The organism is Sphingomonas sp. CFBP 13714 (assembly GCF_014842205.1).
In the GTDB taxonomy this organism is placed as follows: Bacteria; Pseudomonadota; Alphaproteobacteria; order Sphingomonadales; family Sphingomonadaceae; genus Sphingomonas; species Sphingomonas aerolata.
This window is the reverse complement of the sequence record NZ_JACYVG010000006.1, coordinates 281,095-301,730: the sequence shown is the minus strand read 5'-3', so window position 1 is coordinate 301,730 and position 20,636 is coordinate 281,095. Positions and strand designations below refer to the sequence as shown.

At 67.4% G+C, this 20,636-nt stretch carries 25 protein-coding genes; 14 read left to right on the top strand and 11 right to left on the bottom strand.

What is annotated here, in order from left to right:
- Positions 1-89 precede the first annotated feature (89 nt).
- The 5 genes from radA to IFT54_RS15485 all read left to right on the top strand — a co-directional run bounded on the left by radA (position 90) and on the right by IFT54_RS15485 (position 4,711).
- Positions 90-1,460, top strand: coding sequence for a DNA repair protein RadA (gene radA / locus IFT54_RS15505; RefSeq protein WP_107929806.1), 1,371 nt, complete (start codon positions 90-92; stop codon positions 1,458-1,460).
- A 110-nt stretch (positions 1,461-1,570) separates the two neighbouring features.
- The gene (locus IFT54_RS15500) at positions 1,571-2,137 is read left to right on the top strand and encodes a CvpA family protein (protein WP_166746045.1); all 567 of its coding nucleotides are present in this window, start codon (positions 1,571-1,573) and stop codon (positions 2,135-2,137) included.
- Positions 2,134-2,622: an iron-sulfur cluster assembly scaffold protein gene (locus IFT54_RS15495; protein WP_192071280.1), complete on the top strand. Its 489-nt coding sequence runs from the start codon at positions 2,134-2,136 to the stop codon at positions 2,620-2,622. The genes IFT54_RS15500 and IFT54_RS15495 overlap by 4 nt, the downstream gene beginning before the upstream one ends.
- Complete coding sequence (locus IFT54_RS15490; RefSeq protein WP_192071279.1) at positions 2,622-4,385, top strand: cation:proton antiporter domain-containing protein; 1,764 nt, start codon at positions 2,622-2,624, stop codon at positions 4,383-4,385. Before IFT54_RS15495 ends, IFT54_RS15490 begins: the two co-directional genes overlap by 1 nt.
- Entirely contained in the window at positions 4,382-4,711 is a 330-nt protein-coding gene (locus IFT54_RS15485) for a DUF423 domain-containing protein (protein ID WP_192071278.1), read from the top strand. Before IFT54_RS15490 ends, IFT54_RS15485 begins: the two co-directional genes overlap by 4 nt.
- A 16-nt stretch (positions 4,712-4,727) precedes the next feature.
- Here the strand turns inward: IFT54_RS15485 and IFT54_RS15480 are convergent, their stop codons facing one another.
- Genes IFT54_RS15480 through IFT54_RS15470 form a run of 3 tightly spaced genes read right to left on the bottom strand, consistent with a single transcriptional unit; the run spans position 4,728 to position 6,504 of the window.
- Positions 4,728-4,868, bottom strand: coding sequence for a DUF2256 domain-containing protein (locus IFT54_RS15480; protein ID WP_082444318.1), 141 nt, complete (start codon positions 4,866-4,868; stop codon positions 4,728-4,730).
- Complete coding sequence (gene aroB, locus IFT54_RS15475) at positions 4,868-5,968, bottom strand: 3-dehydroquinate synthase (RefSeq protein ID WP_192071277.1); 1,101 nt, start codon at positions 5,966-5,968, stop codon at positions 4,868-4,870. The genes IFT54_RS15480 and aroB overlap by 1 nt, the downstream gene beginning before the upstream one ends.
- The gene (locus IFT54_RS15470; RefSeq protein WP_031395245.1) at positions 5,965-6,504 is read right to left on the bottom strand and encodes a shikimate kinase; all 540 of its coding nucleotides are present in this window, start codon (positions 6,502-6,504) and stop codon (positions 5,965-5,967) included. The genes aroB and IFT54_RS15470 overlap by 4 nt, the downstream gene beginning before the upstream one ends.
- Before the next feature lie 104 nt (positions 6,505-6,608).
- Here IFT54_RS15470 and IFT54_RS20770 point away from each other — a divergent pair, with 104 nt between their 5' ends.
- The 4 genes from IFT54_RS20770 to IFT54_RS15455 are packed head-to-tail and all read left to right on the top strand — an operon-like array spanning position 6,609 to position 10,568.
- The gene (locus IFT54_RS20770; RefSeq protein ID WP_260171443.1) at positions 6,609-6,743 is read left to right on the top strand and encodes a hypothetical protein; all 135 of its coding nucleotides are present in this window, start codon (positions 6,609-6,611) and stop codon (positions 6,741-6,743) included.
- On the top strand, positions 6,727-8,625 hold the full coding sequence (locus IFT54_RS15465) for a hypothetical protein (protein WP_192071276.1): 1,899 nt from the start codon (positions 6,727-6,729) through the stop codon (positions 8,623-8,625). Before IFT54_RS20770 ends, IFT54_RS15465 begins: the two co-directional genes overlap by 17 nt.
- Before the next feature lie 13 nt (positions 8,626-8,638).
- Positions 8,639-9,589: a tyrosine-type recombinase/integrase gene (locus tag IFT54_RS15460; RefSeq protein WP_192071275.1), complete on the top strand. Its 951-nt coding sequence runs from the start codon at positions 8,639-8,641 to the stop codon at positions 9,587-9,589.
- 31 nt (positions 9,590-9,620) lie between these two features.
- The gene (locus tag IFT54_RS15455; protein WP_192071274.1) at positions 9,621-10,568 is read left to right on the top strand and encodes an acetyl-CoA carboxylase carboxyltransferase subunit alpha; all 948 of its coding nucleotides are present in this window, start codon (positions 9,621-9,623) and stop codon (positions 10,566-10,568) included.
- Between the two features lie 76 nt (positions 10,569-10,644).
- Here IFT54_RS15455 and IFT54_RS15450 read toward each other — a convergent pair whose 3' ends face one another.
- Positions 10,645-10,818 (bottom strand): Flp family type IVb pilin, encoded by a 174-nt coding sequence (locus tag IFT54_RS15450; RefSeq protein ID WP_031396231.1) that lies wholly within the window; start codon positions 10,816-10,818, stop codon positions 10,645-10,647.
- A gap of 120 nt (positions 10,819-10,938) precedes the next feature.
- The gene (locus IFT54_RS15445) at positions 10,939-11,124 is read right to left on the bottom strand and encodes a Flp family type IVb pilin (protein ID WP_031396230.1); all 186 of its coding nucleotides are present in this window, start codon (positions 11,122-11,124) and stop codon (positions 10,939-10,941) included.
- 61 nt (positions 11,125-11,185) lie between these two features.
- Between IFT54_RS15445 and IFT54_RS15440 the strand changes: the two genes are divergently transcribed.
- Positions 11,186-11,596, top strand: coding sequence for a (deoxy)nucleoside triphosphate pyrophosphohydrolase (locus IFT54_RS15440; RefSeq protein WP_192071273.1), 411 nt, complete (start codon positions 11,186-11,188; stop codon positions 11,594-11,596).
- A gap of 39 nt (positions 11,597-11,635) precedes the next feature.
- Here IFT54_RS15440 and IFT54_RS15435 read toward each other — a convergent pair whose 3' ends face one another.
- From IFT54_RS15435 to IFT54_RS20925, 3 genes are all read right to left on the bottom strand, one after another.
- Positions 11,636-12,217, bottom strand: coding sequence for a DUF1989 domain-containing protein (locus tag IFT54_RS15435; protein WP_037529011.1), 582 nt, complete (start codon positions 12,215-12,217; stop codon positions 11,636-11,638).
- Complete coding sequence (gene gntA / locus IFT54_RS15430; RefSeq protein WP_056406180.1) at positions 12,210-12,908, bottom strand: guanitoxin biosynthesis heme-dependent pre-guanitoxin N-hydroxylase GntA; 699 nt, start codon at positions 12,906-12,908, stop codon at positions 12,210-12,212. Before gntA ends, IFT54_RS15435 begins: the two co-directional genes overlap by 8 nt.
- 89 nt (positions 12,909-12,997) lie before the next feature.
- Positions 12,998-13,279 carry a hypothetical protein gene (locus IFT54_RS20925; RefSeq protein WP_342354845.1) on the bottom strand — a complete coding sequence of 94 codons (282 nt, stop codon included), beginning with the start codon at positions 13,277-13,279 and terminating at the stop codon, positions 12,998-13,000.
- On the opposite strand from IFT54_RS20925, the gene IFT54_RS15425 reads away from it, so the two are divergent.
- The 4 genes from IFT54_RS15425 (at position 13,181) to IFT54_RS15410 (ending at position 17,534) form a co-directional block, all read left to right on the top strand.
- Positions 13,181-13,765, top strand: a complete 585-nt coding sequence (locus IFT54_RS15425; RefSeq protein WP_342354843.1) for a Crp/Fnr family transcriptional regulator — start codon at positions 13,181-13,183, stop codon at positions 13,763-13,765. The genes IFT54_RS20925 and IFT54_RS15425 overlap by 99 nt on opposite strands.
- The gene (locus IFT54_RS15420; RefSeq protein WP_192071271.1) at positions 13,762-13,980 is read left to right on the top strand and encodes a hypothetical protein; all 219 of its coding nucleotides are present in this window, start codon (positions 13,762-13,764) and stop codon (positions 13,978-13,980) included. Before IFT54_RS15425 ends, IFT54_RS15420 begins: the two co-directional genes overlap by 4 nt.
- A gap of 177 nt (positions 13,981-14,157) precedes the next feature.
- Positions 14,158-16,245, top strand: coding sequence for a M3 family metallopeptidase (locus IFT54_RS15415; protein ID WP_192071270.1), 2,088 nt, complete (start codon positions 14,158-14,160; stop codon positions 16,243-16,245).
- On the top strand, positions 16,245-17,534 hold the full coding sequence (locus IFT54_RS15410) for an MFS transporter (RefSeq protein ID WP_031395035.1): 1,290 nt from the start codon (positions 16,245-16,247) through the stop codon (positions 17,532-17,534). Before IFT54_RS15415 ends, IFT54_RS15410 begins: the two co-directional genes overlap by 1 nt.
- A 145-nt stretch (positions 17,535-17,679) precedes the next feature.
- On the opposite strand, the gene IFT54_RS15405 is transcribed toward IFT54_RS15410, so the two are convergent.
- The 3 genes from IFT54_RS15405 to IFT54_RS15395 all read right to left on the bottom strand — a co-directional run bounded on the left by IFT54_RS15405 (position 17,680) and on the right by IFT54_RS15395 (position 20,503).
- Positions 17,680-18,996, bottom strand: a complete 1,317-nt coding sequence (locus IFT54_RS15405) for a sensor histidine kinase (RefSeq protein ID WP_192071303.1) — start codon at positions 18,994-18,996, stop codon at positions 17,680-17,682.
- 52 nt (positions 18,997-19,048) lie between these two features.
- The gene (locus tag IFT54_RS15400; RefSeq protein ID WP_031395033.1) at positions 19,049-19,768 is read right to left on the bottom strand and encodes a response regulator; all 720 of its coding nucleotides are present in this window, start codon (positions 19,766-19,768) and stop codon (positions 19,049-19,051) included.
- An 84-nt stretch (positions 19,769-19,852) separates the two neighbouring features.
- Positions 19,853-20,503, bottom strand: a complete 651-nt coding sequence (locus IFT54_RS15395) for a hypothetical protein (protein ID WP_192071269.1) — start codon at positions 20,501-20,503, stop codon at positions 19,853-19,855.
- Between the last annotated feature and the right edge of the window lie 133 nt (positions 20,504-20,636).

The following is a 20,636-nucleotide window of genomic DNA, read 5'->3' as shown; positions in this document are numbered from 1 at the left end:
CAGACAATCCTCTGTCGCCGAGGCGGTGGCGTTTCGCCGCGTAGGCGATCGTTGTTCCCTTATCGTTCCTATCTGGCTACACCGCGGCGATGGCTAAAATTCAGAAACGGTATGTGTGTCAGGCGTGCGGATCGGTCGCATCGCGCTGGGCCGGGCAATGCGCCGACTGCCACGAATGGAACACGCTGGTCGAGGAGGCGAATACCGCCGCGACGCCGTTTCATTCGAAGCACAATCTGCAGACCGGCGGCCGTGCGATCCAGCTTGTCGGGCTGGATGCGGAGATCAAGCTGCCGGACCGGATGGCGACCGGTATCGCCGAACTCGACCGTGCGCTGGGCGGGGGCTTTGTCGAGGGGTCGGCCACGCTGATCGGCGGCGATCCCGGGATCGGCAAGTCGACCTTGCTGTTGCAGGCGGCAGCGAAGATGGCGCTTGCGGGCCAGTCGGTGGCCTATGTCTCGGGCGAGGAGGCGGCGGACCAGGTCCGGCTGCGCGCGCGGCGGCTCGGGCTCGGCAATGCGCCCGTGCAGCTCGCGGCGGCGACCTCGACGCGCGACATCCTGACGACGCTGCAGACAAAACCGCCGGCGATGCTGGTGATCGATTCGATCCAGACGATGCATTCCGACCTGATCGAAGGCGCGCCCGGTACGGTCAGCCAGGTACGGGCATCGGCGCAGGAGCTGATCCGGTTCGCCAAGGAGCGCGGGACCGCGGTGGTGCTGGTCGGCCATGTGACCAAGGACGGCAGCATCGCGGGACCGCGCGTGCTCGAACATATGGTTGACACGGTGCTGAGCTTCGAAGGCGAGCGCAGTCACCAGTACCGGATCCTGCGCGCGATCAAGAACCGCTTCGGCGGCACCGACGAGATCGGCGTCTTCTCGATGCAGACCGAGGGGCTGGCCGAGGTCGGCAACCCATCGTCGCTGTTCCTGACGACGCGCGACGACGCGATGACCGGCGCGACGGTGTTCCCGGCGCTGGAGGGGACGCGACCCGTGCTGGTCGAGATCCAGGCGTTGACGGTGCGGCTGGCGAGCGGCGCGACGCCGCGGCGCGCGGTCGTCGGATGGGATTCGGGGCGGCTGGCGATGATCCTCGCGGTGCTCGAGGCGCGGTGCGGGCTGAGCTTCTCGTCGGCCGAGGTCTATCTCAACATTGCCGGTGGGTACCGCGTGCAGGATCCCGCCGCCGATCTCGCGGTCGCCGCGGCGCTGATATCGGCGATGGCGGAGCGTCCCGTACCGGTCGATGCGGTCGCGTTCGGCGAGGTGGCCTTGTCGGGCGAGATCCGGCCGGTCGCGCACGGTCCGCTGCGGCTGAAGGAAGCGAGCAAACTTGGGTTCGAGCGCGCGCTGGTCCCCGCGTCGATGAGCGACGAGAAGAGCGGCATGCGGCTATCGGGGTTCAAGACGCTCGCCGCGTTCGTCGACCACATGCTCGGGCGGGGATGAGGCGGGGCGAGGCGTCCGGCGTCGGGGCGGGCGACCGCGGGGTGGCGATGAACGGGCGGTTCGTGCGGCTGCACTAGCGGTTCGCGGCGCTCGTCCCTATTCCAGAGATCATGAACCTCACCGCCCTCGATGTCATCGTCCTGCTCGCGGTTGCCGGCGCCGCCGTACTCGGCCTGATTCGCGGGTTCGTGACCGAGGTGCTTTCGATGTTCGCCTGGGTCGCGATGGTGGCGATGCTCAAGCTGTTCCACATCCCCGTCGCGGCCGCGCTGACGCCGGTCATCGGGACGGTCAGCGGTGCGGCGGTCCTTGCCTTCGCGCTGATCACCGGGCTGACCTATATCGGCGGGCGGCTCGTCGCCAACGCGATCGGTGCGCGGACGCGGACGTCGATCCTGGGACCGGTCGACCGCGCGCTCGGATTCGGGTTCGGGGCGCTGAAGGGACTGATCCTCGCAAGCCTCGTCTTCCTGCTGGCGACGCTGGTGATCGACACGATGAGCGGCGGTGCGGCGCGGCGGCCCGAATGGATGACCCGCTCGCGCACCTATCCCCTGCTCAATGCGACGAGCGCGAGCATCGCCGATTTCGTCGATCGCCGCCGTCGCGGCAAACCGGTGTTCGGCACGAAGCCGAACGCGTCCCGATCCGATACCGCAAGTGAGCCGACCCCATGAACCCCCCCCTCTACAATGCCGAGATCCTGCGTCTTGCCGCGTCTATTCCGTATCATGAGCGCCTGACCGCGCCGATGGCGACCGCGGAACGCCGCTCGCCGATCTGCGGCAGCCGCGTGACGGTGGACGTCGATATGGGCGCGGATGGGCGCGTCGCCGCGGTTGGGCTGCTGGTGCGCGCCTGTGCGCTGGGTCAGGCGTCCTCGTCGTTGCTCGCCTCGAGCATCGTAGGGCGGACGCCTGCGGAGCTGGCGGCGGCCCGCGATGCGATCACCGCCTGGCTCGCGCGCACCGGCGAGGCACCCGACTGGCCCGGGATGGATGTCTTCGCACCTGCACTCGACTATACCGCGCGGCATCCGTCGATCCGCCTCGCTTTCGAAGCGGCGGCGGAGGCGGCCGAGGCCGCGGCGAACACTGCGTCGGGTCATGCGGAGGTGTCGGTCACGGCACCCGCGAGCGCACCTGCCGGGACCGATGTCTGATGCATGACGGCACGCCGACGTCGCTGTTGCGGGACGGGGTGGTCCTGCTCGGCTTCGGGCTGGTGTTCGTACTGCTGTTCCGAAGGGTCGGCCTCGGCGCGACGCTGGGCTATCTTGTCGCGGGGGCGGTCGTCGGGCCGCATGTCCTGGGGCTGGTAGGCGACGCGGAGGCCAAGCTCGGGTTTGCCGAACTCGGTATCACGCTGCTGCTGTTCATCGTCGGGCTCGAGCTCAACCCGAGCCGGCTGTGGCGGATGAAGCATGAAATCTTCGGGCTGGGCCTGATGCAGGTGGTTGCCTGCGGTCTCGCGATCACCGCGATCGTGTGGCTCGGCGCGCGCTTCTCGCTGCCCGCCGCGCTCGCCTTGGGACTGCCGCTCGCGCTGTCGTCGACCGCGCAGGTGTTGCCGATGCTGCAATCCTCGGGGCGGATGCGGACGCCCTTTGGCGAGCGCGCCTTCTCGATCCTGTTGTTCCAGGATCTGTCGATCGTCCCGCTGATCACGATCGTTGCGGCGATGAGCCGCAATCCTGCCGATGCGAATGCGCCGCCCGGATGGCTGCTCGCGCTCTACACGGTCGCCGCGGTCGTCGGGCTGATCATCGCCGGGCGGTTTCTGTTGCGGCCGTTCTTCCGGCTGATCGGCAATATGGGCGAGCGCGAGATGTTCGTGTTCGCCGGGCTGTTCACGGTCATCGCCAGCGCCGCAGTGATGGAATGGCTCGGCCTGTCGACGGCGCTCGGCGCGTTCATCGCCGGCGTGATGCTCGCGGACAGTCCGTATCGGCATGAGTTGGAGGCCGATGTCGAGCCGTTCCGGTCGATCCTGCTGGGGCTGTTCTTCCTCGCAGTCGGCATGCTGCTCGATCTCGGCGCGATCGCCGAGCGGCCGCTGTTCGTGCTGGCGATGGCCGCGGCGTTGATCGCGACGAAGACCGGCGTGATCATGGCGATCGGCATGGCGTTCAAGATGACCTGGCGGCAGGCCTTTGCGCTCGGCCTGTTGCTGAGCCAGGGCGGCGAATTCGGCTTCGTGTTGTTCGCACAGGCGCAGGCGGGGCTGCTGATCGATCCGGAAGCAGCGAGCCTGTTCGGCGCGATCATCACGCTGTCGATGGCGACGACGCCGTTCCTGATGGGGATCACCCGCCGGTTCCGGACCGAGCCGATCGCACCGGGCACCGATCGCGAGGGTCCGGTCGCCGATGGCGCCAATGCGATCATCGTCGGCTATGGCCGGTTTGGGCAGACGGTCGGTCAGATGCTGCTGGCACAGGGCATCCCCGTCACGCTGATCGATACCGATATCGAGATGATCGACATTGCGGGCGAGTTCGGCGCCAAGGTCTATTATGGCGACGGCACCCGGCTCGACCTGTTGCGCCAGGCTGGGGCGGCGGACGCCGAACTCATCTGCATGTGCATCGACGGCGATCAGATCGAACCCGAGACGATCGCGGCGATCCACGAGGCGTTTCCCAAGGCCGAGATCTATGTCCGCGCGTTCGACCGCCGCACGCTGGTCAAGCTGAAGAACGGCCCGGCGACCTATGTCGTTCGCGAGGTTCTCGAATCGGCGGTGAAGATGGCGCGGCTTGCGCTGCGCGGGCTCGGCGTCGCACCCGCGGAGATCGATCGCGCGGAGGAAACCTACCGGGCGCGCGACAAGGAGCGGTTGCGCATCCAGATCGCCGCCGGCGACATTCGCGCGGCGCGCACCGAAACCGCGCAGCGCTTTCCATGGGGGAATGATCCACAATGATGCTCGTGGTTCTGGCGGCGTTGTCGGGCGCCATCGCGGTCGCGGCGGGCGCGTTCGGTGCGCATGGCGCAAGCGGTCCCGCGGTAGATTGGCTGAAGACGGGCGCGCAGTACCAACTTATCCATGTCGTCGCGGCGCTGGTCGCGGTGCGGATGGAGGCGCGGGGGCCTGCCTGGCTGTTCGTCATCGGCGCGGCGATCTTCGCCCTCACGCTCTACGCCATGGCGCTGGGGGCGCCGCGCTGGTTCGGTGCGATCACGCCGATCGGCGGCGCATTGCTCATCGGCGGCTGGCTGTGGCTGGCGTGGAGCGCGGCGCGCAGCTGACGGTACTGCTGCTGCGCTAGCGTTTCTTGCGGCAGGCATCCGAGCAGTAGATTACCGAATCCCAGTCGCGCGCCCATTTCTTGCGCCACGTGAACGGCCGCTCGCAGGCGGGGCAGACCTTCGTCGGCAGGTTCTGCTTGGCGACGCCATTGGGCATCAGCGGGGCTCCGCGTCGAGGAAGGCGGCAACATCGGCGAGGTCGACGGTCGTGTCGAGATAGGTCCGGCCGATCCCGCGGGCGAGCAGGAAGGGCAGGGTGCCCGCCGCCATCTTCTTGTCGTGGCGCATATGATCGACGAGCGTCGCGCCATCCGCGGCGACATGCGCGCCGGCCAGTCCGTCGGGGAGCTGAACCGCACGCCAATGGGCCGCCACCCGATCGGCCTCGTCGCGCGGGCACAGTCCGTGGGCCGCCGAATAGCGGAACGCCAGCGCACAGCCCGCGGCGACGCCCTCGCCGTGGATCAGCGTCTGCGAGAAGCCCGTCTCGGCCTCGAGCGCATGGCCGAAGGTGTGGCCGAGATTGAGCAGCGCGCGCGTGCCGGTCGTCTCATGCTCGTCGGCCGCGACGATGCGCGCCTTTGCCGACACGCTGTGGATGATGGCGTATTCCCGGAGTGCGATGTCGCCGGCGAGCAATGCCGCGCCGTTCGTCTCGCACCAGGCGAAGAAGGCGGGGTCGTCGATCAGCCCGTATTTCACCACCTCGGCATAGCCCGCGCGCAACTCGCGGATCGGCAGCGTGTCGAGCACCTGCGGATCGATCAGGACCATCGCCGGCTGGTGGAAGGCGCCGATCAGGTTCTTGCCCGCACGCGTGTTGATCGCGGTCTTGCCGCCGACCGAACTGTCGACCTGCGCGAGCAGCGTGGTCGGGATCTGGACGAAGCGGCAGCCGCGCTTGAGGATGGCGCAGGCAAAGCCGACGAGATCGCCGATCACGCCGCCGCCAAGCGCGACGACGTGATCGCCGCGCTCGATGCCGATGTCGAGCAGCCGGTCGCACAGCCGTTCCAGCGTCGCCCAGCTCTTCGATCCCTCGCCGGGCGAAAGCACGATCGCCTCGCTCGCGACACCGTGCGCCGTGAGTGACGCCTGCAGCGTCGCGAGGTGGCCGCTCAGATTCTCGTCGGTGACGATCGCCATCGTCCGACCGCGCGCGAGCGGCGCCAGATGCTCGCCGGCCTCCTCGAGCAGGCCGGCCCGGATATGGATCGGATAGGTCCGTGCGCCCAGATTCACGGTGATGACGGTCATAGGCCGATGGCTTTCAGGATGGAGGCAACGGTCGCCTCGTGCGGTGCCTTGTTGCTGGCGATATGGATATGCGCCTTGGCGTAGATCGGGTTGCGGACGCGCGCGAGCTCGGCAAGCACCTGGCCCGCGTCGCGGTTGCGCAGCAGGGGACGGGTATTGCGACGCCCGACGCGCTCGACAAGGATCTCGGGCGGTGCGCTGAGCCAGATCGCGGTGGCTTCGGCGAGGATCAGGCTGCGCGTCTCGTCGTTGATGAACGCGCCGCCGCCGGTCGCGATGACCTTCGGCGTGCCGTCAATCAGGCGCGCGATCACGCGGCGCTCGCCGTCGCGGAAATAGGCCTCGCCATATTTGGCGAAGATCTCGCTCACGCTCATGCCGGACGCCGCCTCGATCTCGTGATCGGCGTCGACGAAGGGCAGCCGCAAGCGGTGCGCGAGGCGGCGGCCGACGGTGGTCTTGCCCACGCCCATCAGGCCGACGAGCACGATCGGGGGGCCGCTCCAGGGGGCAATCGGGTTGTGGCTTTGCAACATCGCGGTCCGCGCTATACAGCGGCACTGCGCGGGGGGAAACGGCATCCGCATGCCTATTCGCATCCGTCACCAATGTCCTATCAGTCTTTTACAAGGTTTTGCGTATGTCCCGCCTGATAGTCTCGGTCGTCGTTATCCTGGTCGTCGTCGTCGGTGGGTTGTTCCTGCTCGCCGGTCGCGCCACGGAGCGCCCGCAGACGCAAGTCGAGAAGGCCGTGACGCTTGCGAACCTGTCCTAAGGTCACGCTGGCGGCGCTCGCCGCCGCCTGCAGCCTTGCCGCGCTCGCGCCGGCGATCGGGCAGGACCGACCGGAATCACTCCTGCCGCCCGGTTTCGGTGACACGACGCCAACACCGGCGCCTGCGCCGCGGCGGACTCCCCCGTCCGCCAACCCGGCGCAGTCCCAGCCGCCCGGACAGGCGCCAGCCCGGTCCGCACCGACGGCCCCGTCTTCGGGCCCGACCGCGTCCCCCGGCGCTCCCGTTCCGGCGCCGCCGGCCGGGATGGCGACGACCCAGCCGCTGCCCGCACCCGATGGCAGCATTGCGCCGCTGACGGCGACGCCTGCCGCTGACACGCCGCCAACGATCGATCCGGCGGTGCTCGCGCAATATGAGATGCCGGCCTCGGCCCGCCGTTCGCTCGACCGTGTGGGGCCGATCGGCCCCGGCGAGGGCGGTCTTGCGGCCGACGCGTTCGGCGATGCCGAGGGCCCCTATCTCGAAACGCTGATGCGGCGGTTGAGCGCGCCGCTCCCGTCACGCTGGATGTCGATCCTGTTGCGACGGGCGCTTGTGTCGCGGGTCGAGACCCCGGTCGGCGTCAACGGCGCGGATTTTGCCGCCGAGCGCGCCTGGCTGCTGCTGCGCATGGGCGAATCCGTCGCCGCGCGTGCGGTGGTGCAGGGCGTCGATACCGGCAATTACACACCCAAACTCTATCAGGTGGCGATGAACGCGGGTCTCGCCGCGGGCGATCCGGGGTCACTGTGCCCGCTCGTCGAGGGCGCGATGCAACGCGCACCGGCGCGTGGCTGGACGATGGCGCAGGCGATGTGCGCGGGGCTGTCGGGATCGCCGACCCAGGCCGGCACGCTGATCACCGCGGCACGGCGCCGCAACCTCGCGTCGGGCGTCGACATGCTGCTCGCGCAGAAGGTCGTCGGCGCGGGCGGGCAGGGGCGTCAGGCGGTCACGATCGAATGGGATTCGGTCGACCAGCTGACTTCGTGGCGGTTCGGCCTGGCGATGGCGACCGGCGTCGCCGTTCCCGATGCGCTGTACCGGACCGTCGGCGTGCAGGCGACCTATTGGCGCGCGCTGTCGCCTGCGATGACGATCGCCGACCGCCTGCCCGCCGCGGACGCCGCCGCGGCGCAAGGGGTGCTGTCGAGCGCGGCGCTGGTCGATCTCTACGCCGCAGCGGAGGCGGACGACAGCGTGCAGAGCGCTGTGGCCGCAACCGTGCAGGACCTGCGTACCGCCTATGCCGACCGCAATGCCGAAGGCCGGATGACCGCGCTGCGATCGATCTGGGGAAAGGCGGAGGACGCGTGGCCGTCCTATGCCCGTATGGTGCTGACGGCTCGGGCGGCGGCACGGATCCCGCCCGCAAATGGCGAACGCGATGCGGACCGGATGGTCGCCGCGATGCTGTCCGCGGGGCTGGACCGGACGGCGGCGCGCTGGCGCGGCACGGTCGCCAAGGGGGGCGATGGCTGGGCGATGATCGCGCTGGCGGATCCCGATGCGACCGGTCGCCTGAGCTATGGCGATCTAGCTGCCTATAGCGGTGGCCGCGGCGATTCGGCCCTGAAGCAGCGTCTGCTGTTCGCCGGACTGGCGGGGCTCGGTCGTTTGAGCGCGGGCGATATCGAACGCGCGGCGCAGGCGCTGGCGGTTCCGATCGGCACCGAGAATGGCTGGACGCGCGCGCTCGACAAGGCGGCGCGTGCGGGCCAGACGGGGACGGTCGCGCTGCTCGCGGCGACGGGCATGCAGACCGCCAGCTGGCACGGCATGCCGCCCGAGGCCTTGTACCGGATCGTCGCCGCGTTGCGCGCCGTGGGACTTGAGGGCGAAGCGCGGATGATCGCGGCCGAGGCGATCGCGCGCGCGTGACGCGGTCGCGATCATGACCGATGTGGTCGTCGGGGCGGATGCGATCGAGCGCGCGCCGTCGGCGGCGAGCGACCGGGCGCTGATCGAGCGGTTCCTCGAGATGATGGCGGCGGAATCGGGCGCTGCGCGGAACACGATCGCGGCGTATCGCAGCGATCTCATGCTGGCGTCACGCGTCGCCGAGGGCGCGCTGGCCCGCGCGGACGGTGATGCGCTGGGGCGGCTGGCGGACAGCTGGAGCAGCCTGTCGCGCGCGACGGTCGGCCGCAAGTCTGCAGCCTTGCGTAGGTTCTTCGGATTTCTCGCCGACGAAGGCCATCGCAGTGACGATCCGGGCAAGGCGCTCCCGCGGCCGGGCACGGCACGGTCCTTGCCGAAGATCCTCAGCCACGCCGATGTCGACCGGTTGTTCGCCGCGATCGTCGAGCGCGTGGCGCGCGATCCGATGGATCCGGTCGACCTGCGTCTTTCCGCATTGATCGAACTGCTCTACGGATCGGGGCTGCGTGCGACCGAGCTCGTCAGCCTGCCGCGCGCCGCGGTGCATCCCGACCGGCCGTTCCTGATCCTGCGCGGCAAGGGCGGGCGCGAGCGGCTCGTGCCGATTTCCGACCGGGCGCGTGCCGCCGTCGCGCTGTGGCGCACGCATGTCGCGGCGGATCAGCCCTGGCTGTTCCCCTCCGGCAAGGGGCATTTGTCACGGATTCGCCTGTACCAGATCGTCAAGGCGCTGGCCGCAGAGGCGGGGGTGCCCCCCGACCGCGTCAGCCCGCATGTGCTGCGCCACGCCTTCGCGACGCATCTGCTCGCGGGGGGCGCCGATCTGAGGGCGTTGCAGGCGATGCTCGGGCATGCCGATATCGCGACGACGGAGATCTATACGCATGTCGAGGCGAGCAAACTGATCGAGCTCGTCAACACCCGCCACCCCCTGACCGATCCGGAGCACGCGACCTCACGTTGACGTTCCGCCGCGCGCCCCGTAACCGACGCGGATGCCAAGCTTCCTCGACTTTGAGAAACCCATCGCCGAACTGCAGGGGCGGATCGACGAACTTCGTGAGACCGCCAGCGATGGCAATCTCGATCTGTCCGCCGATATCATGCGGTTGCAGGCGAAATCCGACAAGCTGCTGAAGGACACATTCGCCCGGTTGACGCCGTGGCAGAAGACGCAGGTCGCGCGCCATCCCGAGCGGCCGCACTTCAAGGATTATGCGGCCGCGCTGTTCGAGGAATTCGTGCCGCTCGCCGGTGACCGGGCGTTCGGCGACGACCAGGCGATCCTGGGGGGCTTTGCGACGTTCCGCGGCCGCAAGATCATGGTGCTCGGCCATGAGAAGGGCGACGATACTGCGAGCCGGCTGCGGCACAATTTCGGCATGGGCAAGCCCGAGGGCTATCGCAAGGCGATCCGCCTCGTCGAGCTGGCCGACCGCTTCGGCCTGCCGATCGTGACGCTGGTCGACACATCGGGGGCGTTTCCCGGCATCCAGGCTGAAGAGCGCGGACAGGCGGAGGCGATCGCCCGGTCGACCGAAGCCTGCTTGAACGCAGGCGTGCCGATCGTCTCGGCGATCGTCGGCGAGGGCGGATCAGGTGGCGCGGTCGCGCTGGCGGCGGGCAATCGCGTGCTGATGTTCGAACATGCCATTTATTCGGTGATCAGCCCCGAAGGCTGTGCGTCGATCCTGTGGCGTACCGCGGACAAGGCGGCTGAGGCGGCGGAGGCGATGCGGATCACCGCGCAGGATCTGAAGGCGTTCGGCGTGATCGACACGATCGTCCCCGAACCGCTGGGTGGCGCGCACCGTGACCGCGCGGTGGCGATCGACGCGCTGGGCGACGCGCTGACGGATGCACTCGACTCGCTCGTTCCTTTGTCGCCGGTCGAGCTGCGCAAGGAACGCCAGGCCAAGTTCCTCAAGATGGGTCGTCTCTGAGCCCGACAACGAAAGGGCGGCGGATCCGAAGATCCGCCGCCCTATGCGTTTCGTTTCGATCCTGGGACCGAGCAGATCAGGTCGTCGAGCCGTTCAGCTTGGTCGAGACGTTGTTGAACGTCTTGTTCAGGCTGCCACCCAGGCCCTGCATTGCGGCGATGGCTGCGACGGCGATCAGCGCGGCGATCAGGCCGTACTCGATTGCGGTTGCGCCCTTGGTGTTCTTGAAAATCTTCCGAAGCGTCTGCATTCCGGTCTCCATCGTTAAAAGCATCAGTCACCCGGCCGCCCGGGGCTACACCGGATCAGCAATTTCGTGACTAGACGTGACCCATTGAGAAAAGCTTAAACGAGCGGATTTTTGCTATGGTTAGCGCGCGTTAGCCACTCGGTTGTGCAGCATGCCCCAGAGCGCCGTGGTGCCATCTGCAAGATAGACGAGTCCGGCGATCATGCCGAGAACGACGAGCGCAAGAATAAGGCCGTATTCAACTGCGGTAGCGCCGCGCCGGTCGGTGATGAGCGCGGCCGCAGCGGCGCGGATCTTGCGACGCATGGTCTTTACGACGATCAGCTTCGGCCTCATGGCGTGCCCTATACAGCGCGGAGATTAACGAATGACCAAAGTCGCTTACCTTTTGCCGGTCGTCGCCGCCGCGCTGGTCGATGCGGACGGCCGCGTCCTGCTACAGCAGCGCCCCGAGGGCCGCTCGCTGGCCGGGCTGTGGGAGTTTCCGGGCGGCAAGGTCGAGTCAGGCGAAACGCCCGAAGCCGCCCTGATCCGCGAGCTCGAAGAGGAACTGGCGATAACCGTGCCGCAGGCCTGTCTTGCCCCCGCCGCGTTTGCCAGTGCGCCGCTCGACGACCGGCATCTGCTCCTGCTGCTGTATATCACGCGCAAATGGACCGGCGTGCCGCGCGCACTGGAGGCATCCGCATTGCGCTGGGTCCGCCCGGCGGACATGCACGACCTGCCGATGCCACCTGCCGACCGGCCGTTGATCGGACTGCTCGACGCCTTGTTGTAAGCGCACCCTCGGCGTTTCGGCGCCAAAGGGCAGACGGCGTCAGTCGATCCGGTACTGGATCGGTTTGAACGCGCCGCCATTGGACTGGAGCGCGGAACAGGCCGTTAAGCCAATGATCAGGTCCATCTCCGCGCGGAATGTGACGGTGTCGCCGGCACGGCTGAGCGGTGGTTCAACGGTGAACGCCCCAGTCTTGCCATCGATTGGCACGTTCATGAAGCAGTTGAACGCGACCGGGATCGCATCCGGCTCGATACCATAAGGCGCGAGGGCGGCCGCGAGATTGCCGAAGCAGCCCCGGTGCGGATCGGTGTCGCCGTAGATGATCGCGAAGGTTTCCTTCGAACACGGCGTCAGCAGGAAATCATGCCGGCCGACATCGTCGGCGATGATGTCGAGCATCACGGTGCTGCGGTTCGAATAGAGCCGGTCGCCGGTGGTGAGATAGAGCCGGCTGGCATAGTCCAGCGTCCGCCCCGACGAAATCACCTCGCGCGTGTCGGCTCGGCTATAAGCCAGAAGATCGGCGACCTGCCGACCCTCGGGATCGATCACGGTCAGCGTCTGGCCCCGATCGAGCGTGAAGGCGGTCCCGGACCGGGGACTGATCGTCTCAACCATGCGCACTGCTCCGCTTGAACGGGCATTTCCAAGAATCGTCGACGGCCCGCCCGCTATACTGGCGTGCCTCGCTCGATTCGCCGTGCCGCGCAAGCATCGGGTTCATCGACCCCGCCAGCTCGAGATCGCGCGCCAGGATCGACGTGCGCAACTTGTCGTAGCGCTGTTGCGTCCGCAGCACCTCGAACTGATCGTGGAGGTTGAACACCATCGCCGGCGCCTCGAAACGACGCGCGGGGCGGCTGGCCTGCGGATGCAGGCCGACGACGAAAAACGCCTCGCCGGAAAAGCTCAGCGAAAAATGCGGATCGTCGGGATCGGCGCTGACCGAGGGATCGGGACGATGGCCTAGCCACGCGTCCTTGTCGCTCAGCGACTGGGCCCGCGCCCAGAGGTGCGATTCGAATTCCTCTTCGCTCAGGTGCGTGGCACTGTCGGCCGGGCCTTCGAACAACACCACGAGCGTACGGAAGATCGCGCGATCCTGGTGATATTTGCGGACCGTGTCGCCCAACATGGGCAGGATGCGCAGGTCGTCCCATGCCGATCGAAGGTCGCGCGCAACGATGATGTCCATCTGCCCCTTCGCCAGCGCCGACTTGGCGCCGACACACGGGAAGGCAGTGTCCTTGATCGTCGCGATGAACGCGCGTGCGAGCGGATGGTCGTTTTGGGATTGCGGCTGATACATGGTCGACGAGGAACAGATGGCCGGCGGCTTTGTTTCGCCTTCGACGCGATTGACTCATCTCGATCAATATGAATCCGCTGATGAGCGCGTCACGTGCGCGGTATTGCGGTGGGGAAACAGGCATGCTGACGGAAAAATTTTTGCTGGGCCGAGGCCGCGAGGACCTGAGCGCACAGGAAAAGCAGATCCTGGAGGACAGCGTCGCCGAGGTAAGGTCGCTGCCGCCGCGCCATCGCCTCGTGCGTGCCGGCCAGCCCGTCCAGACGAGCACGCTGCTGCTCGAAGGGTTCATCTGCCGGTACATGGATGATCGGGATGGTTTGCGGCAGCTCGTCGCCGTCCATATCCCGGGGGATTTTGTCGACCTTCATGCCTTCCCGATGAAGCGGTTGGATCATGACGTCGCCACATTGGGGCCGGTAAAGGTCGCGACGTTCGAACATGAGACGCTGAAGACGATCACCGAACGGCATCCGCATCTGACGCAGCGGCTCTGGTTCAGCACGCTGCTCGATGCGGCGATGCACCGCGAATGGATTTTCCGGATGGGGCGGCTCGGCGCCGAGGGCCGCGTGGCGCATCTTTTCTGCGAGATCTACGCAAGGCTGGCGATGGTCGGCTTGGCGAAGGACGGCTGCTACGCGCTGCCGATGACCCAGCCCGATCTGGCGGAGGCCTGCGGCATCACCGGCGTCCACGTCAATCGCGTGCTGCGCTTGCTGCGAGAGCGCAAGCTGGTGACATTCCGGGCAAATACCGTCGAGATCATGGATCCAGCCGGGCTGGCGAGTGTTGGTGAATTTCAGCCCGACTATCTTTACGGGACGAGCGCCACCCCCGCCGGAGCCTTTGCATGAACGACAGGTTGAAGCCGGAGGACGAGCCGGGCGTAGCGGCGGCCGAGCAGGGGCAGGTGACGCTCGATGGTCCCAATGGCCTGGCGATCGCGATGACGCCCGCGGCGGCGGCCGAAACGGGCCGCCGGCTGATCGAGGCGGCACGTCTGGCTGAACAGCAGTCCCCGCCTTCAAACGCTATGGATGGGCATTCAGAGGCGTCTGAAGACGTCTAGTTCCGGGCAGCCTGACCGGTCCTTTGGCGCCCTGGACACGGCCTGCCAGCGCGGGCCGGGGGGTGCCGCCGCGGCACGCGGGGTTCCGCATCTGCACATTGTCTCTATGATGGCGTCAACATCGTCCGGGAGAACCATGTGCATTTTCTACCCCTCGCAATCAGTGCAGCCGCATTGATGGCGTCAGCATCTACCATGGCGCAGACCGCGGTCGCGCCCTCCGCCAATCCGCTGCTTGCCGACTGGACCGGCCCCGCCGGCGGGGTACCGCCTTGGGACAAGGTCCGCCCCGAACTGTTCCCGCAGGCGTTCGAGACGACGCTGGCGGAGCGCACCGCCGAATATCGCAGGATCGCCGACAACCCGGCCAAGCCCAGCTTCGCGAACACGATCGTGCCGATGCAGCTTGCGGGCAAGCGCTACGGGCAAGTGATGACGCTGTTCGGCGTGATGACGGGCAACATGAACACGCCCGCCTATCAGAAGCTCGACCGCGAATGGTCGCCCAAATTCTCCGCCGCGTCGGATGCCATCACGTTCGACAAGCCGCTGTTCGCGCGGATCCAGGCGATCTACGACGCACGCAATTCGAGCGGCCTCGACGCGCAGCAGATCCGGCTCGTGACGCGGATCTATGACAGCTATGTGCGCCAGGGCGCGAAACTGAACGATGCGCAGAAGGCGCAGCTGTCTCAGTATAACCAGCAGCTCGCGACGCAGTTCTCGACCTTTGGCGAGAAGCTGCTTGCCGACGAGAGCAAGGCGATCTCGGTCACCGACGAGGCGCAGCTGGCCGGGCTTCCCGACAGCGTGAAGGCGGTCGCCAAGGCCGCGGCGGCCGAGCGCAAGCAGCCGGGCTTCGCGATCGTCAACACGCGCTCGGCGGTCGATCCGGTGTTGACCTACGCCACCGACCGCGCCCTGCGGGAGAAGGTGTGGCGCGCGTTCGTCAATCGCGGCGATAACGGCGATGCCAACGACACGAACGCGACGATCGCGCAGATCGTCAAGCTGCGTGCCGACCGCGCGCATCTGCTCGGGTTCAAGACGCATGCCGACTGGCGAATGCAGGACACGATGGCCAAGACGCCCGCCGCGGCGATGGACCTGATGATGCGCGTCTGGCCCGCCGCCAAGGGGCGCGTCGCCGAGGAAGTCGCGGACATGCAGAAGATTGCCGGCACGTCGCTGACGATCGAGCCTTGGGATTACCGCTTCTACCAGGAGAAGGTCCGCAAGAGCCGCTACGATCTCGACCAGGCGCAGCTCAAGCCGTATTTCGAGCTCGGCAACATCATCCAGGGATCGCTCTACGCCGCCAACCGGCTGTACGGGCTGAACTTCAAGGAGATCACCGGCAAGGTGCCGGTGTTCGAGCCGAACATGCGTGTGTGGAGCGTGACGGACAAGGCCGGCAAGGATGTCGGGCTGTTCTACCGCGACGATTTCGCCCGGACGGGCAAGCGGTCGGGCGCCTGGGCGAACACCTATCGCGGGCAGCGCGGGCTTGCCCCGGCGCAGCTGGTGCTGTCGTCGAACAACAACAATTTCGCCAAGGGCGCACCCGGCGAGCCGATCCTGATCAGCCTCGACGATGCGCAGACGCTGTTCCACGAATTCGGCCATGCGATCCACGCGATGCTGCAGAACGTCCAGTATCCGGGCCTTGCAGGGACGCCGCGCGACTTCGTCGAATATCCGAGTCAGGTGAACGAGCATTGGCTGCTGACCCGTGACGTGCTCGACAAATATGCGCGGCATTACCAGACCAAGGCGGCGATGCCGCAGGACCTGCTCGACAAGATCGAGAAGTCACGGACGTTCAACCAGGGCTTTGCCACCGCGGAATATCTGTCGTCGGCGATCGTCGACATGAAGATCCACACCGTGGCCAATGGCGTGATCGACCCGGACAAGTTCGAGGCGGCGACACTCGCCGAAATCGGCATGCCCAAGCAGCTGGTGATGCGGCACCGCGTGCCGCAGTTCCAGCATCTGTTCTCGTCCGACAGCTATTCGGCGGGCTATTACAGCTATCTCTGGTCCGAGACGATGGACGCGGACACGTTCGCTGCGTTCGAGGAGGCGGGCAGCCCCTGGGACAAGCCGACCGCGGACAAGTTCGCAAGGCTGCTGCTGTCGACGGGTAACGAGACCGATCGTGCCGAGGCGTACCGCGCCTTTCGCGGTCGCGACCCGGATGTGAACGCGTTGCTCAAGAAGCGCGGCTTTGCCCCAACTCAAGCCGCACAGGACGCGAAATAATGGCCCCCGATCAGAAAACGCGCCTGAAAGCGATCATCGGCGGATCGACCGGCAATCTCGTCGAGTGGTTCGACTGGTACGTCTATTCGGCCTTCACGCTTTACTTCGCACCGCATTTCTTCCCGTCGACGGATCGCACCGCGCAGCTGCTGAGCGCGGCGGCGATCTTCGCCGTCGGCTTCCTGATGCGGCCGATCGGCGCGTGGATCATGGGGGTCTATTCGGATCGCCACGGCCGCAAGGCGGGGCTGACCGTCGCGGTCACGCTGATGTGCGCAGGCTCGCTGATCATAGCCTGCACGCCGGGATACGAGACGATCGGCGTGTTCGCGCCGATCATGCTGGTGATCGCACGCCTGATGCAGGGGCTGTCAGTCGGCGGTGAATATGGCGCGTCGGCGACGTATCTGACCGAAATGGCAGGCAAGGATCGCCGCGGGTTCTTCTCGTCGTTCCAGTATGTCACGCTGATCTCGGGCCAGCTGCTCGCGATCTGCGTGCTACTGGTACTCCAGTCGACGATGAGCGAGGCGGCACTCGATTCCTGGGGCTGGCGCATTCCGTTCGCGATCGGTGCGGTCCTGGCCGTGGTCGTGTTCTACATTCGTCGCGGGCTGGCCGAAACGCAGAGCTTCGAGAATGCCAAGTCCGAGGCGGGCGACGGCAAGCCTAAGTCGGGCTTCCTTCAGTTGATCACCAAGCATCCGCGCGAGACGATGACGGTGATGCTGCTGACCGCAGGCGGTACGCTCGCCTTCTATGCCTACTCGATCTACATGCAGAAGTTCCTGGTGAACACGAGCGGCTTCAGCCGTGAGGTGGCGAGCCAGATCAATGCCGCGACGCTGTTCGTGTTCATGCTGCTGCAGCCGATCGCGGGCGGCCTGTCGGATCGGGTCGGCCGCAAGCCGCTGATGATCGCGTTCGGCATTGCAGGCGTGCTGTTCACCTATCCGATCTTCACCGCGCTCGAGACCGCGACCAACCCGGTCTATGCCGGGTTGCTCGTGATGGCGGCGCTGCTGATCGTGACGGGCTACACCTCGATCAACGCGGTCGTGAAGGCCGAGCTGTTCCCCGCGCATATCCGGGCGCTGGGCGTCGCGTTGCCCTACGCGCTCGCCAACACGCTGTTCGGCGGGACCGCCGAATATGTCGCGCTCAAGTTCAAGGATTCCGGGTTCGAGCGCGGTTTCTACTGGTATGTGACCGGGATGATCGCGGTGTCGCTGATCGTGTATCTGCGGATGAAGGATACGCGGACGAACAGCCAGATCGTCGAGGACTAGGGGCTTCGGCCCGCTCGCCCCACAACCTCCGTCATCCTGACGAAAGTCAGGATCCAGAGCCCAATGCCGCAGAATGCGTGGCTCTGGATCCTGGGTCGAGCCCAGGATGACGGGTTTTGGGTGGACGTGTGCGCCCGACTTGGCCTTAGCGCGGGAGTTCGATGATCGCGTCCAAGCCGCCGCCCGTGCGGTTGACGAGGCGGATCTCGCCGCCGGCCTCGCGGATGATGGCGCGGGCGAGCGCAAGGCCCAGCCCGATGCCCCCGGTTTCACGGTTGCGCGACGTTTCCAGCCGGGTGAACGCATCGAACACGTCGCCCATGCGATCCTCGGGGATCCCGGGTCCCTGATCGGCGACGACGATCGCGACGCGACGCGCATCCGCCTCGACGCGGACCTCTGCCGAAACACCATATTTGACCGCATTCTCGATCAGGTTGCGCACCGCTCGCCGGATCAGCGACGGGCGCAGGTGCATCCGCAGCCGGCCCGCCTCGACGAACATCACATTGTCACCGATATCGCGGAAATCCTCGACCACCGCGTCGACCAGCGCCGCCAGATCGACATCGGTCGGTGGCTCGCTCGGGCGGCCGAGCCGGGCGAGCGAAAGGATGTCGTCGAGCGTGCGGTTCATCTCGGCAATCGTGTCCGCCATCCGGGTGCGATCGGTGTCGTCCTCGACCGATTCGATACGGACACGCAGTGCTGCCAGCGGCGTGCGCAGGTCATGGCCGATCGCACCGAGCATCCGATCCTTCTCGTCGAGCATCGCGGTGACGCGCAGCCGCAGCGCGTTGAACGCGGCAACCAGTGCTGCGACGTCGTCGGGGCCGCGAACCGACAGCGCGATGGCCGGCTCACCCGGCCGGAACGCCTCTGCCGCAGCGCGCAGATCGCGCAACGGGCGCGACATCCGCCGGACGATCCACAGCACCGGCAACAGCACGATGACGTACAGGATCGCGGTCTGGCTCAACAGTGCGAACAGCAGCCGCCAGCCCGGCTGCGGCCACGGCGCGGTGATCGCCAGCCACCCGCGGCCCGGCTGTTCGACCGCGATCACCAGCGTGGGGCCCTGCAGGTCGCCCCGCCGGTCGGCGTTGCGACGACCCTCCCGCCGCCGGGACCCGGCATCGTCGTCGGAAACCGGGCGCAGACCGGTATCGATCCGGCCCACCGTCAGCCCCTGGTCGGCAAGCTGGCGACGGAGTTCCGCCGCGACCTCCGGATGCCGCTGATAGGCGAAGGGGGCGAGCGGATTGGCGGTGAGGCGACGGACCCGGCCGCGGTCGGCGGTCAGCGGTCGCCCGGCATGCGCCTCGCGTTCGAGCGCATCGGCAATCCGCGTCGCCACCGGTCGCGTCGCCTGAGCGAGACGAAATTCGGTCCGGTCGCGGAGGATGAGCCCGAAATTGATCGCCTGCGCGACGAACAGGGCGAGCGCGATCAGCAGCGCCATCTGCCCTGCCAGACTGCGCGGCCAGGGCCGGGACGCCGTCACGGGTGCGCGATCACAGGCGGATGACCTCGGCCGCCAGCGTATAGCCGCCGCCCCAGACCGTCTTGATCAGTTCGGGCGTCTTGGCATCCGCCTCGATCTTGCGGCGCAGCCGGCTGACCTGATTGTCGATCGCGCGATCGAACGCAGCGGCCTCGCGCCCCTGGGTCAGATCGAGCAGCTGGTCGCGGGTCAGGACCTGGCGGGGTCGCGTGACGAGTGCGAGCAGCAGGTTGTACTCGCCGGTCGACAGCGGCACCGACACGCCTTCGCGATCGACCAGCGCGCGTTCGCCCGATTTGAGCACCCAGCCCGCAAAGGCGTAGGAATTGGCCTCGGGCGCATGCTGACGGGCGCCGCCCGCGGTGGCGCGGCGCAGGACGACCTTCACCCGCGTCGCGAGCTCGCGCGGCGAGAAGGGCTTCACGACATAATCGTCGGCGCCCATTTCCAGCCCGACGATCCGGTCGGTTTCCTCGGCGCGCGCGGTCAGCAGGATGACCGGCACGTCGCTGGTCGCGGCGATGTGGCGGCATAGGCTGAGCCCGTCCTCGCCCGGCATCATGATGTCGAGGATGACGAGGTCGATCGCATAGGCGGTCAGCCGCGTCCGCGCGGCCTCCGCGTCGCCGGCCTGCGTGACGCGAAATCCCTGCTTGGTCAGATAGGCGGCCAGCGGCTCGCGGATCGAACGCTCGTCATCGACGAGCAACAGATGCGGCATGTCTCCCATGGGGGCGACGTCTAGCATGGTGCGTGTCCAAAGGAAGCGCCGGACGATCGCAGACCGTCCGGCGCGGAGGGGCAGGGGGGCGGATTACTGATCGGTGTCGCCGCCCGGCCGGTCCATCCGGTGCCCGCGACCATGGCGCATCGCACGGCGATCGGGCCGCTCGCCCGCGTCGAGCCGTCCGTCATGATTGGCGTCCATCCGGTCAAAACGCTGCCCGGCACGGTCGATGAATTCGGCCCGTGTGAGCACGCCGTCACCGCCGCCGCGCCTGCCGCGCATCATCTGGCCCTTCCTGCCGTCCGCCATGCCTGCGTGCTCGGGCGGGAGCGTCTTGCCGCGCGCGGCCATCCGGGCCTCGCGACGGTCGCGCATCGCTTCACGAGCCGCCTGGCGTTCGGCCGCTGTCACGATGCCATCGCCGTCGGCGTCCAATCGGGCGAACTGGGCCTCTGCCTGCGCGAGGACTTCGGCGCGGGTGAAGACACCGTCGCGATCGGTGTCAGCCTGCATCATCGGCCCGCCGCGCATCCGGCCTGCGTGACGCGGGCCGGGACCGCGGGGCGCAGCTTCGGGCGCCGCCTGCGTCTGGCCGGCGATGGTCGTCTGCAGCGCGGCGCGGTTGGCGGCGCTGGTGGCGGCGGCGTCGGCGCGGTCAGCGGGGGCGGACTGTGCGCCGCAGGCCGTGGCGGCAAAGCTGCTGGCTGTCAGCGCCAGCGTGAGCAGGGTCTTGCGCATCGCGTATCTCCGGTCGGACGGGGCTGATCCCCATCGAATGTCCCGGTTATGACGGTCGGCTGTCGCGACGCTTTGTCAGGTGACGGATAAACTGTCGCAATCTGTATCGTGCACGTCACATTTGCGCGCGGCC